The 14788-nt window shown below is 60.3% G+C and carries 14 protein-coding genes; 4 read left to right on the forward strand and 10 right to left on the reverse strand.

The genetic code is table 11. The features are described 5' to 3' along the window. The first annotated feature begins 22 nt into the window (after window positions 1-22). Window positions 23-976, forward strand: coding sequence for an FAD:protein FMN transferase (locus HCK03_RS12275; protein WP_167691646.1), 954 nt, complete (start codon window positions 23-25; stop codon window positions 974-976). On the opposite strand, the gene dcuR is transcribed toward HCK03_RS12275, so the two are convergent. Both dcuR and HCK03_RS12285 read right to left on the reverse strand, forming a co-directional pair. Continuing rightward, window positions 957-1676 (reverse strand): two-component system response regulator DcuR, encoded by a 720-nt coding sequence (dcuR, locus tag HCK03_RS12280; RefSeq protein ID WP_041145775.1) that lies wholly within the window; start codon window positions 1674-1676, stop codon window positions 957-959. The two genes, HCK03_RS12275 and dcuR, sit on opposite strands and share 20 nt — an antisense overlap. Then, a complete protein-coding gene (locus HCK03_RS12285) occupies window positions 1673-3292 on the reverse strand; it encodes a sensor histidine kinase (protein WP_123552230.1) in 1620 nt (539 codons plus the stop codon). The genes dcuR and HCK03_RS12285 overlap by 4 nt, the downstream gene beginning before the upstream one ends. A gap of 174 nt (window positions 3293-3466) precedes the next feature. Here HCK03_RS12285 and HCK03_RS12290 point away from each other — a divergent pair, with 174 nt between their 5' ends. The 3 genes from HCK03_RS12290 to HCK03_RS12300 all read left to right on the forward strand — a co-directional run bounded on the left by HCK03_RS12290 (window position 3467) and on the right by HCK03_RS12300 (window position 7441). Continuing rightward, on the forward strand, window positions 3467-4387 hold the full coding sequence (locus tag HCK03_RS12290) for an N-acetylmuramic acid 6-phosphate etherase (protein WP_148250025.1): 921 nt from the start codon (window positions 3467-3469) through the stop codon (window positions 4385-4387). A 311-nt stretch (window positions 4388-4698) separates the two neighbouring features. Next, entirely contained in the window at window positions 4699-6306 is a 1608-nt protein-coding gene (gene mqo / locus HCK03_RS12295) for a malate dehydrogenase (quinone) (protein WP_234578961.1), read from the forward strand. Window positions 6307-6514: 208 nt separating this feature from the next. Further along, window positions 6515-7441 carry a LysR family transcriptional regulator gene (locus tag HCK03_RS12300; RefSeq protein WP_076946840.1) on the forward strand — a complete coding sequence of 309 codons (927 nt, stop codon included), beginning with the start codon at window positions 6515-6517 and terminating at the stop codon, window positions 7439-7441. On the opposite strand, the gene mdcH is transcribed toward HCK03_RS12300, so the two are convergent. The 8 genes from mdcH to mdcA all read right to left on the reverse strand — a co-directional run bounded on the left by mdcH (window position 7431) and on the right by mdcA (window position 14702). Then, on the reverse strand, window positions 7431-8333 hold the full coding sequence (gene mdcH, locus HCK03_RS12305) for a malonate decarboxylase subunit epsilon (RefSeq protein WP_167691647.1): 903 nt from the start codon (window positions 8331-8333) through the stop codon (window positions 7431-7433). The genes HCK03_RS12300 and mdcH overlap by 11 nt on opposite strands. Next, window positions 8333-8950, reverse strand: a complete 618-nt coding sequence (locus HCK03_RS12310; protein ID WP_041145771.1) for a malonate decarboxylase holo-ACP synthase — start codon at window positions 8948-8950, stop codon at window positions 8333-8335. The genes mdcH and HCK03_RS12310 overlap by 1 nt, the downstream gene beginning before the upstream one ends. Before the next feature lies 1 nt (window position 8951). Beyond that, window positions 8952-9911: an AEC family transporter gene (locus tag HCK03_RS12315; protein WP_167691648.1), complete on the reverse strand. Its 960-nt coding sequence runs from the start codon at window positions 9909-9911 to the stop codon at window positions 8952-8954. Window positions 9912-10250: 339 nt separating this feature from the next. Then, the gene (gene mdcE / locus HCK03_RS12320) at window positions 10251-11051 is read right to left on the reverse strand and encodes a biotin-independent malonate decarboxylase subunit gamma (RefSeq protein WP_167692434.1); all 801 of its coding nucleotides are present in this window, start codon (window positions 11049-11051) and stop codon (window positions 10251-10253) included. Then, a complete protein-coding gene (locus HCK03_RS12325; RefSeq protein WP_167691649.1) occupies window positions 11051-11884 on the reverse strand; it encodes a biotin-independent malonate decarboxylase subunit beta in 834 nt (277 codons plus the stop codon). Before HCK03_RS12325 ends, mdcE begins: the two co-directional genes overlap by 1 nt. Then, window positions 11877-12176: a malonate decarboxylase acyl carrier protein gene (mdcC, locus tag HCK03_RS12330; protein ID WP_041145768.1), complete on the reverse strand. Its 300-nt coding sequence runs from the start codon at window positions 12174-12176 to the stop codon at window positions 11877-11879. Before mdcC ends, HCK03_RS12325 begins: the two co-directional genes overlap by 8 nt. A 10-nt stretch (window positions 12177-12186) precedes the next feature. Then, window positions 12187-13047 carry a triphosphoribosyl-dephospho-CoA synthase gene (locus HCK03_RS12335; RefSeq protein WP_115192583.1) on the reverse strand — a complete coding sequence of 287 codons (861 nt, stop codon included), beginning with the start codon at window positions 13045-13047 and terminating at the stop codon, window positions 12187-12189. After that, window positions 13047-14702, reverse strand: a complete 1656-nt coding sequence (gene mdcA / locus HCK03_RS12340; protein WP_041145766.1) for a malonate decarboxylase subunit alpha — start codon at window positions 14700-14702, stop codon at window positions 13047-13049. Before mdcA ends, HCK03_RS12335 begins: the two co-directional genes overlap by 1 nt. Between the last annotated feature and the right edge of the window lie 86 nt (window positions 14703-14788).

Below are 14788 nucleotides of genomic sequence, written 5' to 3' on the forward strand. Positions count from 1 at the left end.
GTCATCCACAGGAGCTGCAACCATGTCTGACGACAGTCGCGTCTATAGCTACTCCGCCGTGTTAATGGGTTCACCCATTCTGCTTAAGCTCTTGCGTCACGATGAGCAACTCGCCTCACGTACCTTCCAGTTAATTAAACGCTATGAAGACTTGCTTACCGTCAACCGCGCTCAGTCGCAGGTCATGGATATTAACCATGCCGCCGGTCGCCATGCGGTGGCCGTCAGCCGCCCGGTGTTCCAGCTGATACAGTGCGCGAAGGCCGCCAGCATGATGCGGGATAGCGCCTTCAACCTGGCGATTGGCCCGCTGGTCAAGCTCTGGCGCATCGGCTTTCAGGGGCGCAGCGTGCCGGCGGCGACAGAGATTGCCGCCCGCCTGCCGCTGACCCGGCCGCAGGATGTGATCCTCGATGAGGCGGCGGGCAGCGTGTTTCTTGCCCAGCCGGGCATGGAGATCGATCTTGGCGCTATTGCCAAAGGCTACATTGCCGATCGGGTGCGCGATGACCTGCGGCGCCAGGGCGTCGACGCGGCGCTGATTAATCTCGGGGGGAACGTGCATACCCTCGGGGAGTGGTCCATTGGGCTGAAAAAACCCTTTGCCGCATCCGACGAGCTGGTGGGCGCGATTGCGGTGAGCGGCCAGTCGGTGGTGACCTCCGGCATCTATGAGCGCTATTTCGAGCAGGACGGCAGGCGCTGGCACCATATTCTCGACCCGCGCAGCGGCTATCCGCTGGATAACGAGCTGGAGAGCGTGACCATCATTTCTGACGACTCCCTCGACGGCGATATCTGGACCACCCTGATCTACGGCCTGGGCGTGGAGAAGGGGCGCGCGGCGCTGCGTCAACGGGAGGATATTGAAGCGATTTTTGTGACTAAAAATCGCGAAGTGATCCTCTCATCGCAGCGCCGCTTTCGCTTTCAGCTGCTGGATAGCGGCTATCGGCTCACTGACTGTACTGCTTGAGCAGGCCGTACTGCTCGGCGACCAGCCGATAGCGATAGACCGGGCGGCCGGTGGCGCCGTAGTGAATGCTGGTGTAGAGGATATTAATCTGTGCCAGCCAAATCAGATATTTGCGGCAGGAGACGCGGGAAATATTCACCGCCACCGCCAGCTCGTCGGTGGAGAACTCGGTCGCCGGGTGGGCATCGATCCACTGGCACAGCGTGCGCAGCGTTTGCGAGGTGAGCCCCTTCGGCAGCTTGCGCGCGTCGGTGGCTTCCGGCGCGTCGCCGTGCAGCAGGCGGTCAACGTCAGCCTGTTCATAATATGTCTGTCCGGTCATCAGCTTTCTTTTCTCGCGCCAGGCGGTTAACGCCTCCTCAAAACGCGGGAACTGGAAGGGCTTAATCAGATAATCGATAACGCCGTAGTGCATCGACGTTTGTACGGTTGCGGCATCGGCGGCGGAGGTGATCATAATTACGTCGATGGCGCGGCCGGAGGCGCGAATGGTCGGCAGCAGATCCAGGCCGCTATCATGCTGCATATAGACGTCGAGCAGCACCAGATCGATCTCCAGCTCGCCGTCGTTAATCATCTCCCGGGCCTTATTCAGCGTCGATGCGGTGCCGCAGCAGCGGAAACCGGAAATCCTCGCCACGTACAGGCGGTTCAGCTCGGCGACCATGGCATCGTCATCAACAATTAATACATTTATCACGCACTGTTCCTTTTACTATCCCAGGGAAGATGAACAAAAAATTGGGTAAATACGCCGGGTTCGGACTCGACGGCAAGCGTCCCGCCCAGTTCGCGCAGCTGCTGGCTGGCAAGAAACAGGCCGACGCCGCGATTCTCGCCTTTGGTGGAGAAGCCTTTATTAAAGATGGCGTCGATATTGGCCTCCGGGATCCCCGGGCCGTCGTCGCTCACCTCGCCGCTTAGCCAGCCGTTTTGATAGTGTAGCAACAGGCTGACTTCGCCCTCGTGCTGGCCGCTCATGGCGTCCAGCGCGTTCTCAATCAAATTGCCCAGCACGGTGACCAGCACGGTAATCTGCTTTTCGTTCGGGCAGTCGGGGACGAGGCTCTCTTCCGCGAGGCTAAGGCTAAACCCGCGCTCTTTCGCGCGCTGGATTTTACCAATCAAAAAGCCGGCGACCACCGGAGATTTGATGCGATGCTGGATTTCGCCGATGTCCGCCTGATAATTATGGGCGGTTTGTAGCACGTACTCCTCCAGCTTGTCATAGCTTTTCATATTCAGCAGGCCGAGGATCACGTGCAGCTTATTCATAAACTCATGGGACGTGGTGCGCAGCGCATCCACATAGTTGACCATGCCGTCGAGGCGCTGCAGCAGCTGGCTGACCTCGGTTTTGTCACGGAAGGTGCTGATGGCGCCGACGGTGGCATTCTGGCTGCGCACCGGCACGGTGTTGCTGATGAGCAGCAGGCCGTTGCAGCCGAGCTCGCGGTCGTAAATGGGCCTCCCGGTGCGCAGGACCTCCTGCAGATCGGCGAGCAGCGGCGTATGGGCGAGGGTTTTATCGGGGCCGCTGAACACCATTTCGCGCGCGGCGGGGTTGATCAGGGTCACGCGTCCTTCGGTATCGACCGCCACCACGCCCTCTTTTAACGAATGCAGCATCGCCTGGCGCTGCTGGAACTGGGTGGAGATCTCCTGCGGCTCAAGGCCGAGCAGCACGCGCTTGAGGCCGCGAACCAGGCTCCAGGTGCCGATACCGCAGACCAGGGCGCTGAACAGCACGGTAAAGAGGACGTCCCAGCGGCTGTTGGCGATCTGGGTATCGACCTTGCTGAGCGAAATGCCGATCGCCACCACGCCAATTTGCCGATGGTTCGCGTCAAAGACCGGCGTAAAGGCGCGCAGGGCGGGGGCCAGCACGCCGTGGTTGACGGCAACGTTCTCCTTTCCCTGCAGGGTGGGATTAATGTCATCGCCGATAAACCGCTTGCCGATGATCAGGCCGTTGGGGTGCGAGTAGCGAATACCCTGCATATCGGTAACCACCGCGAACAGGAGATCGTTGCGCCGAACGATCGCCTGCGCCAGCGGCTGAATAATATTGCTGTCCGCCGGCAGGGTCAGGCCGCGCTTTACTTCCGGCATATCGGCCAGCGTTCGCGCCACCGCCAGGGCGGTGTCCTTCAGCCCGTCGCGGGTGGTATCACTGATTTGGATAAACCACAGCGCGTACACCAGCAGCAGCACCGATCCCAGCACGCTGCCAATCATCAGCGTCACGGCGGTACTCAGCTTCATGCTCTTACGGCGCCTGCGTGCGGGCGGTTCCTGCTCCGCTAACTCGTTCATAACAACCCCAGGGTAAACAGCGAAGGCCTATTATCGCTGAAGGTGTGAATTTCTTAAAGGCATGTAAAAAAGCAATAATCCCGCCGCCGGGAGCCGGGAAGCGTGACCCCACTCGCAGGAGGCGAGGTTAAATATCCCTATAGTAAATACGGAGTTATTTAAATGGAGGTTTTTATGAGCAGTAAGCCAACCGCTTCAATGACGGAACGACGCCACCCTGATACCCGCCGCATCGATAGTCTCACCACCTATGACATGCTCACGCTGCTGCACGCCGACGGCCGGCAGATTGCCAACGCCATCGACGCCTGCCTGGAAGACATGACCCGCCTGGTCGATAACGCCGCCGCAACCCTGAGCCGCGGAGGGCGGCTGGTGATTGTCGGCGCCGGCGCATCCGGCCGCGCGGCCCTGCAGGCGGTCAGCGAGTTTGCGCCCGAGGAGAAACACTCCCTGGTTGGGCTCATTGCCGGCGGGCCAGCGGCGGCGCTGCAGGAGATGGAAACGGCCGCTAACGACTACGATCTCGGCGCCCTTGAGCTGCAGGCGCTGCGGTTCAGCGATAACGATATGCTGCTGGCGCTGACGGTCAGCGGCAAAACGCCGTGGGTGTGGGGCGCGATGCGCCACGCCTGGTCGCTCGGTGCGCCGGTGGCGGTGCTGACCCAGCATGCGGATAGCGAAGCGGCGCAGCTGGCCGATATTATCGTTGCGCCGCAAACCGGCCCGGAAGCGGTGGCGGGGTTTGGTAACCCAAAAGCGCAGCTGGCGCAGCGGCAACTGCTCAACATGCTGACCACCGGGCTGGCCATTCGCGGCGGCAGGGTCTTCAGCAACCTGCGGGTCGATCTGCAGGCCACCAGCCCGCGCTGGGCTGAACGGCAAATTGCCATCGTTATGGAGGCCGCCGACTGTTCGCGCAGCGAGGCGAAAGCCGCGCTTGCCGCCTGCAACCAGCACTGTCGAACGGCGATATTGATGCTGCTCGCCGGGCTTGACGCGTGGCAGGCGCGGGAGCTGCTGATGGAAAACAACGATCATCTGCGCATTGCGTTACGCAATAAAACGCATCAGCTGGCAGAGTCGCAGAGTTAATGATCAGCGGCGCGCTATATTTCCGCGCGCCGCTATTTTTTGCCTTATGTAACTAAATAAACCGGCGCATGTGCCGCCAGCCCTCTAATTATCGCCCTGCGTTGACCCGTTTTAATTTCATTAATCATTTCCTGGTTTTTTAAGTTAAAAAAGTGAAATCAAATAATTGATTAACTGTGCGGAAAATGTAAATGATATTTTAAAATATAATGAAAGTGCGTTAACATGTTTGCACTTATTTCATTATGCTATGCGATAATTCTATTATGCCTGCAATAAAAAACTCGATCTTATCCCTCACCGCGCTGGCGATGTTCGTCAGTACGGCAACCTACGCAAATACCGACGCTGCAAAGAAAACTGATTTTCTGCTGATTGGCGGCGGGATCATGAGCGCCTCGCTCGGGACCTGGCTGCAGGAACTTCAGCCGGACTGGAAGCAGGTGATGGTAGAGAAGCTTGACGGCGTGGCGCTGGAGTCCTCGAACGGCTGGAACAATGCCGGTACCGGCCACTCGGCAAACATGGAGCTGAACTACACGCCAGAGCGTGCGGACGGCTCTATCGACGTCAGCAAGGCGCTGGATATCAACGAGCAGTTTATGATCTCCCGTCAGTTCTGGACGGCGCAGGTCAAGCGCGGCATTTTGCGCGACCCGCACTCCTTTATTAACTCCACCCCGCACATGAGTTTCGTCTGGGGCGATAACGTGGATTATCTGCAAAAGCGCTATACCGCGCTGCAGCAAACCGCCTTATTCCAGGGAATGAAATTCTCCACCGACCATGCGCAAATTAAACAGTGGGCGCCGCTGGTGATGGAAGGGCGCGATCCGCAGCAAAAAGTAGCGGCCACCTGGACCCCGGTCGGGACCGACGTCAACTACGGCGAAATAACCCGTCAGCTGATCGGCAGCCTGAAGAAAAGTAATAACTTCTCGCTGCAAACCTCCTCTGAAGTTACCGCCTTTAAGCGTAATGCCGATAATTCGTGGCACGTGACGATTAAGAACGTTAATAGCGGCGACGAGCAGACGATTGACGCGAAATATGTCTTTATCGGTGCCGGCGGCGGCGCGCTGAAATTACTGCAAAAGACCGGTATTCCGGAAGCTGACAACTACGCGGGCTTCCCGGTGGGCGGCTCCTTCCTGATGACCGAAAACCCGGCGGTGACCAAAGAGCATCTGCAAAAAGTTTATGGCCAGGCCTCGGTCGGCGCGCCGCCGATGTCGGTTCCGCATCTTGACGCCCGCTTCATTGACGGCAAGCGCGTGGTGCTGTTCGGGCCGTTCGCCACCTTCTCAACTAAGTTTCTCAAAAATGGTTCGATCTTCGACCTGCTGAGCACCACCACTACCGATAACGTCCTGCCGATGACCCACGTTGGTCTCGACAACTTCGATCTGGTCAAATACCTGGTGAGCCAGGTGATGCTTAGCGACGACGACCGCTTTGCGGCGCTGAAAGAGTACTATCCGGCGGCGCGTAAAGAGGACTGGAAGCTGATTCAGGCAGGCCAGCGCGTGCAGATCATTAAAAGAGACGCCGAGAAGGGCGGGATCCTGAAGCTGGGAACCGAAGTGGTGGTTGACGAGCAGAAAACCATCTCCGCGCTGCTTGGGGCTTCTCCGGGCGCCTCTACCGCCGCGCCGATTACCCTGAACGTGCTGAAGCAGATGTTCCCGCAGCAGTTCAGCTCCGCAGAGTGGCAGAGCCGCATCCACGCGATCGTGCCGAGCTATGGTCAGAAGCTGAACGACAGCCCGGCGCTGACCCAGCAGGTGTGGGACGATACCGCCGCAACGCTGCAGCTGACCAAGCCGCCGGTGATTGATATGACCCACTCCCAGGCCGCCGCCGCGCCGTCTGCCGAGCTTAAGCCTGCGGAATCTCCGCAGCACGATATGGCGCTGTAGCCGCCGTATTAACTCCGCCCGCGCGCGTCATGCCGGTCAGCTCAGCAGCTGACCGGCATTTTTTTTGCCTTATCCGCCCCTGCGCCGCCTCAAGGCCCGTTCGGCCATTCCTTGCTCTGCGTTAAAGCATTTACCGGCGTTACGGTTATACTGGCTTGAATTCACTCGATAAATAGTGAGCCGCGGCGGAAATAGGGAGTGCAGCGCAATGAAAGATGACATTAGCCAGGATATTACCTTCCGTAAGCTGGCGGTATTTATGATGTTTATGACCAAAGGCAATATCGCCAGAACCGCCGAAGCGATGCAGCTCAGCGGCGTCAGCGTCCACCGGGCCCTGCATACCCTCGAAGAGGGGGTGGGCTGCCCGCTGTTTGTGCATAAGGGACGCAACCTGCTGCCGCTGCCGGCGGCCTGGACGCTGCTGGAGTATTGTCAGGACGTTACCACGCTGATGACGCGCGGGCTGGAGGCGACGCGAAAGGTCGCCGGCGTCGGCCAGGGACGGCTGCGCATCGGCACGCTCTATTCGCTCACGCTGGAGACGGTCCCGCGGATCATCATGGGAATGAAGCTGCGGCGGCCCGAGCTGGAGCTGGACCTGACGATGGGCTCCAACCAGATGCTGCTGGATATGCTGGAAGACGACGCCCTGGATGCGATCCTTATCGCCACCAACGAGGGGGAGTTCAGCGACACCGCGTTTGACGTGGTGCCGCTGTTTGAAGACGATATTTTTCTCGCCGCGCCGGCGGCCGAACGGCTGGATACCGCAAAACCGGCCGACCTTCGCGACTATGCCGACCGTAAATTCGTTTCGCTTGCGGAAGGATTTGCCACCTACGCGGGCTTCAGGGAGGCCTTTCAGGTTGCCGCCTTCGAGCCTGAAATCGTCACCCGGGTCAACGACATCTTTTCGATGATAAGCCTGGTGCAGGCCGGCGTCGGCTTTGCGCTGCTGCCCGGGCGGATGAAAAAGGTCTACGAAAACGACGTGCAGCTGCTAAAGCTGGCGGAACCCTATCAGATGCGCCAGCTGATCTCGATTGTCTATTCCCACCATCGCGAACGCGACGCGGACCTGCTGGCGCTGGCGGCGGAAGGGCGGATGTACGCCCGCAGCCTCAACGGCTGAGGCGCTTCGCCAGGTGCTGCGCCACTTCAACGCTGTTTCGCTCCATGCAGATGGCGTCGCCCTGCCAGCCTGCGAGGTAGGTCAGCCCGGTCAATACGCTGCCGGGCGGCATCTCAATCGCCAGCCGCGCGTCGCGCTGATTGGCCGCTAGCATGGCGTCCTGCCACTGTACGGTGCGCGCCATGTTGAAGGCTAAATCTGCGGCGATTTTCTGCGGTTCCCACAGCACGCGGCCGGTGGATCCGCTAAGATACGCCCGCGATGGTCGTGACAACGTCACGGATTCAAACGCCTGAGCTAATTCTGCCGCTGGCTTATCCAGCAAAGCACAGTGCGACGGTACGCTTACCGCAAGCCGGGCCGCCTTGCTGGCTCCGGCGGCCAGCGCTTTTCTCGCAACCTCCGCCATATCCTCATCCCGGCCGGCAATCACTATCTGCGTTTCGGCATTGAGGTTGGCAATGAAGGTGTGGCTTCCCGCCATCAGTTTTTCAACCTGATTCAGCGTGAGGCCAATAATAGCCGTCAGGCCGTAGCCCTGCGGATACGCCTGCTCCATTAACTCCCCGCGCAGGGCGACGAGGCGCAGCGCGTCGTGAAAGTCCAGCGCGCCGGCGACTACCGCTGCCGGGTAAGCGCCAATCGACAGGCCGCTGACGATATCCGGTTTGACTTCGTGGCGAATAAGCTCTCTGGCCCACGCCACGCCGGCAATCAGCAGGCAAAGCTGCACCGCGCGGGTATGTTTCAGCGCGTCGGCAGTGTCGAGCAAGTTGGCTTCATCGCCAAGTACGGCGCGGACTTCGGCAAGAACGGCCTCGCCGTCGGGCAGGTTTTGCAGCATTCCCGGGCGCTGGGTGCCCTGGCCGGGAAAGGTAAAGAGGATTTTCATCATGACTCCCTGTGCCACGGCGTCGCGGTGAGCTGCGGTCCGGTGGCGGTTTTCAGCAGAACGCGTCCTTCGCGCAGCCATTCGTTGAGCGCAAACGCGCCAAAGGGCGTTTCAATCTGGGTGTCGGCGCGGCACGGCAGCTTTTCCACCTGCGCCTGCCACTGCCGCAGTTCGTCGTCGGTCAGCGGTTCAGGAGCGCGAATCAGTAAATCGAGATCGCTGTCGGCGTGCAGCACGGGAATTTCGGTGGCAAGGGCATAGGCCGTACTGCCGGTAATGCCCCAGATCCACGGCCACGCAAAGGTGGTCAGCAAAATAGCCGCCTGAACGGGCGGCTGGGAAACAAACGGCGAGTGCAGCAGGCGCTGGCGTTCGACCAGCGCCTCCGGCGTGACGATGCGGGCAACGGATTCGGCTTTTACCCATCCGGCCGCGCGCTGTTCGCGCTTTATGCCGCGCACGCCCACCGGGATATCGCCGCTGTCATTCACGTCGCGCCGCACGACCACGGGCAGGCCCGGCTGCCACTGGCTGGCTACCCACGCCTCCTCGACGTTGAGCAGGGCGTCGCGGCTTTTCAGCCACAGCAAATCGTGAGGGCGCGAGGTGAATGTCATATCAGATACCTGAAGTTAAAGTGATGAACAGCGGTAGCGACAGGATACACAGAACGGAACTCAACAGCAGCACGGCTTCTGCATCCGGCGACTGCACGCCAAAGCGGTTACCGAACACCACGCCGAAGAAGCCCGCAGAGAGCGCGATCATCAGGATAGCGGTGATTGCCACGGAGCCGTGCAGACCGAAAGCCAGCACGATAGCCCACGCGATAAACGGCTGGATCAGCAGCTTGGTGATGGTCGCAATGCTCACCATGGCGTTCAGCTTCAGCTTACGGGCAGACAGAATCACACCGGTCAGGAACAGCGCCGCCGCGGTGGCTGAGAGGCCGAGCGGTTTGATTGCCGCCAGCACCAGATCCGGCATCTTGATGCCAATTGCCGAGAGGATCACGCCGAGCAGCGGGCCCATCACGATCGGTTTTTTCAGCGAACGCCACATCAGCACCGGCAGCATCGCCAGCGTAGAACCGCTGTTTTCACCGGCGGCGCGGGCTTTTTCACGTTCCAGAATCAGCAGACAGAACGGCGTCATCAGCACGGAGCCGCAGGCGATGGAGACGGCCACGGAAAGCGACGTCGCGGAGCTTTCACCCAGCACGCTGCCGAGAATCGGCAGGCCAAGCGCGGCATAGTTCGGCAGCGCCACGGTGAGGGTCAGCACGGCGGCATCCTGCGGGGTCTTTTTAAAGACGCCGGTGGCCAGGAAGTAGATCGCCGCATAGGTGATCCACATCGCGCCGGTCAGCACCACAATCAGCGGCGACTGGGCGACGATGCCTGCCCACGGGGTCTGCACGGTGGCGCTGAACAGCGCGGCGGGCAGGGCAAAGTCCATTACGAAGATATTGAGCAGCGACACGTTTTTGTTGTCGACCATTTTGGCTTTGCCGGCCCAGAAGCCCAGCAGCATGATCAGAAAAATCGGCGCAAGGGCATGAACAATTACATAAGTCATAGATCACCTGTAGTAAGAAAAAGAAATACGCGTCATCCTTCAAGCTGCCTCTGCGTTGACTGCTTCGTTATTCGGCTCATCCGTGAGCCTCACCCTTATCAGGGCCGCTGCGAGCAGCGTTCAAATCTGTTCCTGACAGATTTGTCACCCCAGTCACTTACTCAAGTAAGCTCCTGGGGATTCACTCAGTTGCCGCCTTGATCCAACTTGAATGATTTAGCGTATTGGGCTAATTGCGATGTTTTTATTTTTCTAAAAGCAGCTTGCCGTGGGCGCTATGCTGCGCCCGACGGTTGCTGCTTTCGGCAGGTCTTTTTTTACGTACTTCGATGTTGCCCGTTACCAGCTGGCGCGCATCCGTTCGCGCACCAGGGCAGAGCTACGGCGATTCTCCGCGCCGAGACGGTTTTTCAGGCTGGGATCTTTACGTGCATCCGAGATGGCTTTCTGCACGGTAAGCTCCACCAGCGCCAGGTCGGCATCGGACGGCGCATCCGGGTTGCTGAGATTCAGCAGATCGGAGAGCAGGCCGAGGGTGGCGTAGCTGCTGACGTCATAGGCCATTGGCGGAATGGTCGCCGCCAGTTTTTCCAGCGCATCGACGGTGCGCAGGGTGATGCGGGCGGCGGACTCTTTGCCCATCGCATGCACCAGTACGCCTTTATCGTTGATGGCAATCAGGCGATTAGCCTGATAACCGTGCGCCAGAAACGCCCCGGACATCGCCTTGCCGACGATAAGACCGATCACCGGATGGCCCGCCAGGCGCGCTTTGGCGTAAGCACCGGCGGCACCGGCGAGCGCCTGATGAATGCCGAACGCTTCTTCACGGCGTCCGTAGGCCTGACTTGGGACGTCGATGACCGCCACAATCGGCCGCTTCACGTCGCGGTTCGCGTCGGCATCGATGGTTTCATTCACCACTTTTGCCAGCGTCCAGCCTTCCAGCAGGCCCACTTCGCCTTTCGCGGCGCGCGGATAGTGATTATTGGCATCGGGCACCACGGCAATGAAGCGCACGGTCTCATTGTTCAGCTCACCGTCGGCGACCTGTACTGAAGGGCTCAGGCCAGTCATGCGCGGCGCATTTGGCGCCAGTTTTTCCAGCCACAGGGCTCCACGGCTATTGGACTGAGTCATCATTTCACCTCCCCGGCGAAAAGCTGTTTGATCTGCGCGGTATCGGCCTGCTGACGAGTGTCAAAGTTGCTCAGACGGGTCAGGAAGTCGGCATATTTGTCGCTGCGGTTTTGTGCCGGAACGCCTTTGGCGATGGCGTCGTTCATGGCGGTTTTCACCGCGTTGACGCCGTCATCGACCAGCGCATCGACCAGGCAGCTGGCATAGCGGATTTCGCCGCCGGTCATGCTCCAGATAAACGGCCGATCGCGGGAGTCATACTCTTCGATCCCGGCTTCCTGCTCGATAACCTGCGGGCCGTTGAGGCCAAGACGCGCTTCGCGGGTGACGATCAGGTAGCTGCAAAGGGCGGCGGCAATGGACATCCCGCCGAAGCAGCCAACGGTACCGGTAATGATGCCGACCACCGGCGTGTAGCGGCGCAGATCGACAATCGCGGCGTGGATATCGGCAATGGCTGCCAGGCCAAGGTTGGCTTCCTGCAGGCGCACGCCGCCGGTTTCCAGGCACAGCACCGCCTGGGTCGGAATGCCGTTGCGGTTATCTTCTGCCGCCAGCTCGAGCGCGGCGGCCATTTTGGCCCCGGAGACTTCGCCCATGCTGCCGCCCTGGAAGGTGCCTTCGATGGCAATCACCACCGCCGGCTGGCCGTTAATGGTGCCTTTCGCCACCACCATGCCGTCGTCGGACTGCGGCACAACGCCCTGCGGCGCGAGCCACGGCGACATAATGCCTTCGAACGGATCCAGCAGCTCGCGGTAGCTGCCGTCATCCAGCAGGGTTCTGGCGCGCTCGCGAGCCCGTAATTCGATAAAACTGCGATCGTTACGCATGAGCCACCTCTTCAAATACCTGTTCGATACGAATGCGCGCCACGCCGGGCGTTGCGCCGAAGTCGTGAATGATCAGCTTGCCAGCAGGCAGGCCGTTGATCAGATTCAGGCGATCGAACAGCGCATTCCAGCGGCGGGTGCTGTTGTCCACGGAGGTGGTGATATCAATACTGAGGGTTTCCCCGGCGGCTGCGGTGAACAGCACTTCCATATCACCGGAACCTACGACGCCTGCCAGAGCTTTACCGCTGAAGGTGCGGCTGGCAGGAAATGACAATGTAATGTGTTCCATAACATCCTCTTTAAATTGAGCAAGACGCGGGCTGGCTGACCCTGTCAAGAAACAGCGTGGCGGCGAGAAGATCCGCGGCGCCACCGGGCGAAGCGTTAAGGGCGAGCATCTGAGCATCAAGTTCAGCGAGCGCCTCGCGGCCTTGTACAGTGACGCAACCACCGGCGTTCAGTACCGCGCGGGCGCCTGCCTGCATCGCTTCCAGACCGGGCATGCCGGCTCGTGAAAGCACACAGGTATCGCTGAGCGAGGTCATGATCGCCATCAGTGCGTCAAGGCGGGCTTCGCTCTCGTTGGCCCCCATTGCACGGCTGCGCAGCAGCTGCGGTAGCGCGAGCTGCATCACGTGCGGAAACGCCTGCTGCGCCTCTTCACGTGCACCGGGTACCCGGTACTGATGCGTGGCTTTCAGCCCTTTACTGAAGGTCTTTGGTGCGGCACCGTCCGGCAGGCGGGCGAGCAGGGCAGCGGATTGTGCAATCTGCTGTGCGCCTGCGTTACCGCCATGCATCGCCACAGCGCTGACCAGTAAACCGAGCGCCCAGATGGCACCGCGGTGGGTGTTCACGCCCCGGGTGGCTGCCATCATCTGCTGCTCGCCTTCGCGCCCTAAGCGGCCGACGGTTTCGCGCAGGGCGATGTCGGCGGGGCGCTGCCAGCTATGCTGGGCCAGCTGTAGAAACGTTGGGGCCAGGCTGTGCGCCGAGCGCTCCATCAGGGCCAGGGTGAGGTCGTGATGGGCACCGTTTCCCCGGCTGTCCACCAGACCCGGCTTCGGGCTTAATCGCGCTTCGTCGATCAGACAGTCGCGGGCGATGAACGCCAGCGCTTCTGCCTGCACCTCGGCATAAGTCTGTGACAGGAGTTTCATTACCAGCTCCGGAATTTTGCCGGTGGGTTATAGAGTCCGTCGGACCACTCCACCAGGTCGGCTACGCTGCCGGCGGCCAGCAGGGAGCGGGTCGCGTCGCTGCGGCGAATGCCGATATCTTCCGGATAAACTACCTTGCCGCTCTGGCGCAGCGCGGCAACGCGCTTCGCGTCGACGCCAAGGCCGATGTCGGTGATCCCGGCGACCGCCGCCACCATCGCCCGGCGCTCTTCCAGGCTTTCGGCGCGGTAGAGGTAGGCAATGCCTTCTTCGGTGAGCACGTGGGTAACGTCATCGCCGTAGATCATCACCGGCGCCAGCGGCATGCCGGAGGCTTTCGCCACCTCGATAGCATCGAGTTTCTCGACGAAGGTGGGCTTCACGCCGGCCTGGAAGGTTTCGACCATCTGCACCACCAGCTTTTTACCGCGCTGCATCGGATCCGGTTCGGTGATCATGTTCAGCCAGGCTGGCGTAGCATGACGGCGACCGTGAGGATCGTGACCCATATTCGGCGCGCCGCCGAAGCCGGACAGACGGCCGCGGGTCACCGTTGACGAGTTGGCGAGGCCGTCAACCTGCAGGGTTGAGCCGATAAACATATCGACCGCATATTGCCCCGCCAGCTGGCAGAAGGCGCGGTTCGAGCGCATGGAACCGTCGGCGCCGGTGAAGAACACGTCCGGACGAGCGCGAATGTACTCCTCCATCCCCAGCTCGCCGCCGAAGCAGTGCACGCTTTCCACCCAGCCGCTTTCGATGGCGGGGATCAGCGTCGGGTGCGGGTTGAGCGTCCAGTGCTTACAAATTTTGCCCTTCAGGCCGAGGCGTTCGCCGTAGGTCGGCAGCAGCAGCTCGATGGCGGCGGTGTTGAAGCCGATGCCGTGGTTCAGGGACTGCACCTGATGTTCGGCGTAGATGCCTTTAATCGCCATCATCGCCATCAGGATATGCTCCTGCTTGATCAGGCGCGGGTCACGGGTGAACAGCGGTTCGATAAAGAACGGCTTATCGGCGACGACCACGTAATCAATCCACGAGCCCGGAATATCGACGCGCGGCAGATCGCACTCGTCGTCGACCAGTTCGTTCACCTGGGCAATCACAATGCCGTCGTGGAAGGCCGCCGCCTCAACCAGCGCCGGGGTGTCTTCGGTGCTCGGCCCGGTATAGAGGTTGCCTTTGCGATCCGCTTTATAGCCGGCAATCAGCGCGACGTTCGGCGAAAGATCGACGTACAGGCGGGAGTAGAGCTCGATATAGGTGTGAATGGCGCCGATTTCCAGCAGACCATCCTCCAGCAGCTGCGAAATGCGCAGGCTCTGGGTGCCGGAGAAGGAGAAGTCGAGCTTGCGGGCGATACCTTTTTCAAAAAGGTCCAGATGCTCGCTGCGCCCGACGCTCGGCATGATCATATGCAGGTCGTGGACTTTTTGCGGGTTCACCTCCGCCAGCATGCGAGAGAGGAAGTCGGCCTGCTTCTGGTTATTGCCTTCCAGCACCACGCGATCGCCGGGGGCGAGCAGGTGCTCCAGCGCGTCGACCAGCTGTTCGGTGGGGATAACCTTACCGGAGACGTTGGCGGCGGTCAGTCGCCGCTGCTTTTCCGTACGGCGGCGGTTCCAGACCCGTCCCGTCGTTTGTTCGGCATTCATTATTAACCTCCTGATTCGACAAATCGTTTTGACTGTCATGGTGTGGAAGTTAGTGTGCGACGCGAGGCGCAGGGCATCAATTAAGC

The sequence above is a fragment of the Klebsiella terrigena genome, assembly GCF_012029655.1.
Lineage (GTDB): Bacteria > Pseudomonadota > Gammaproteobacteria > Enterobacterales > Enterobacteriaceae > Klebsiella > Klebsiella terrigena.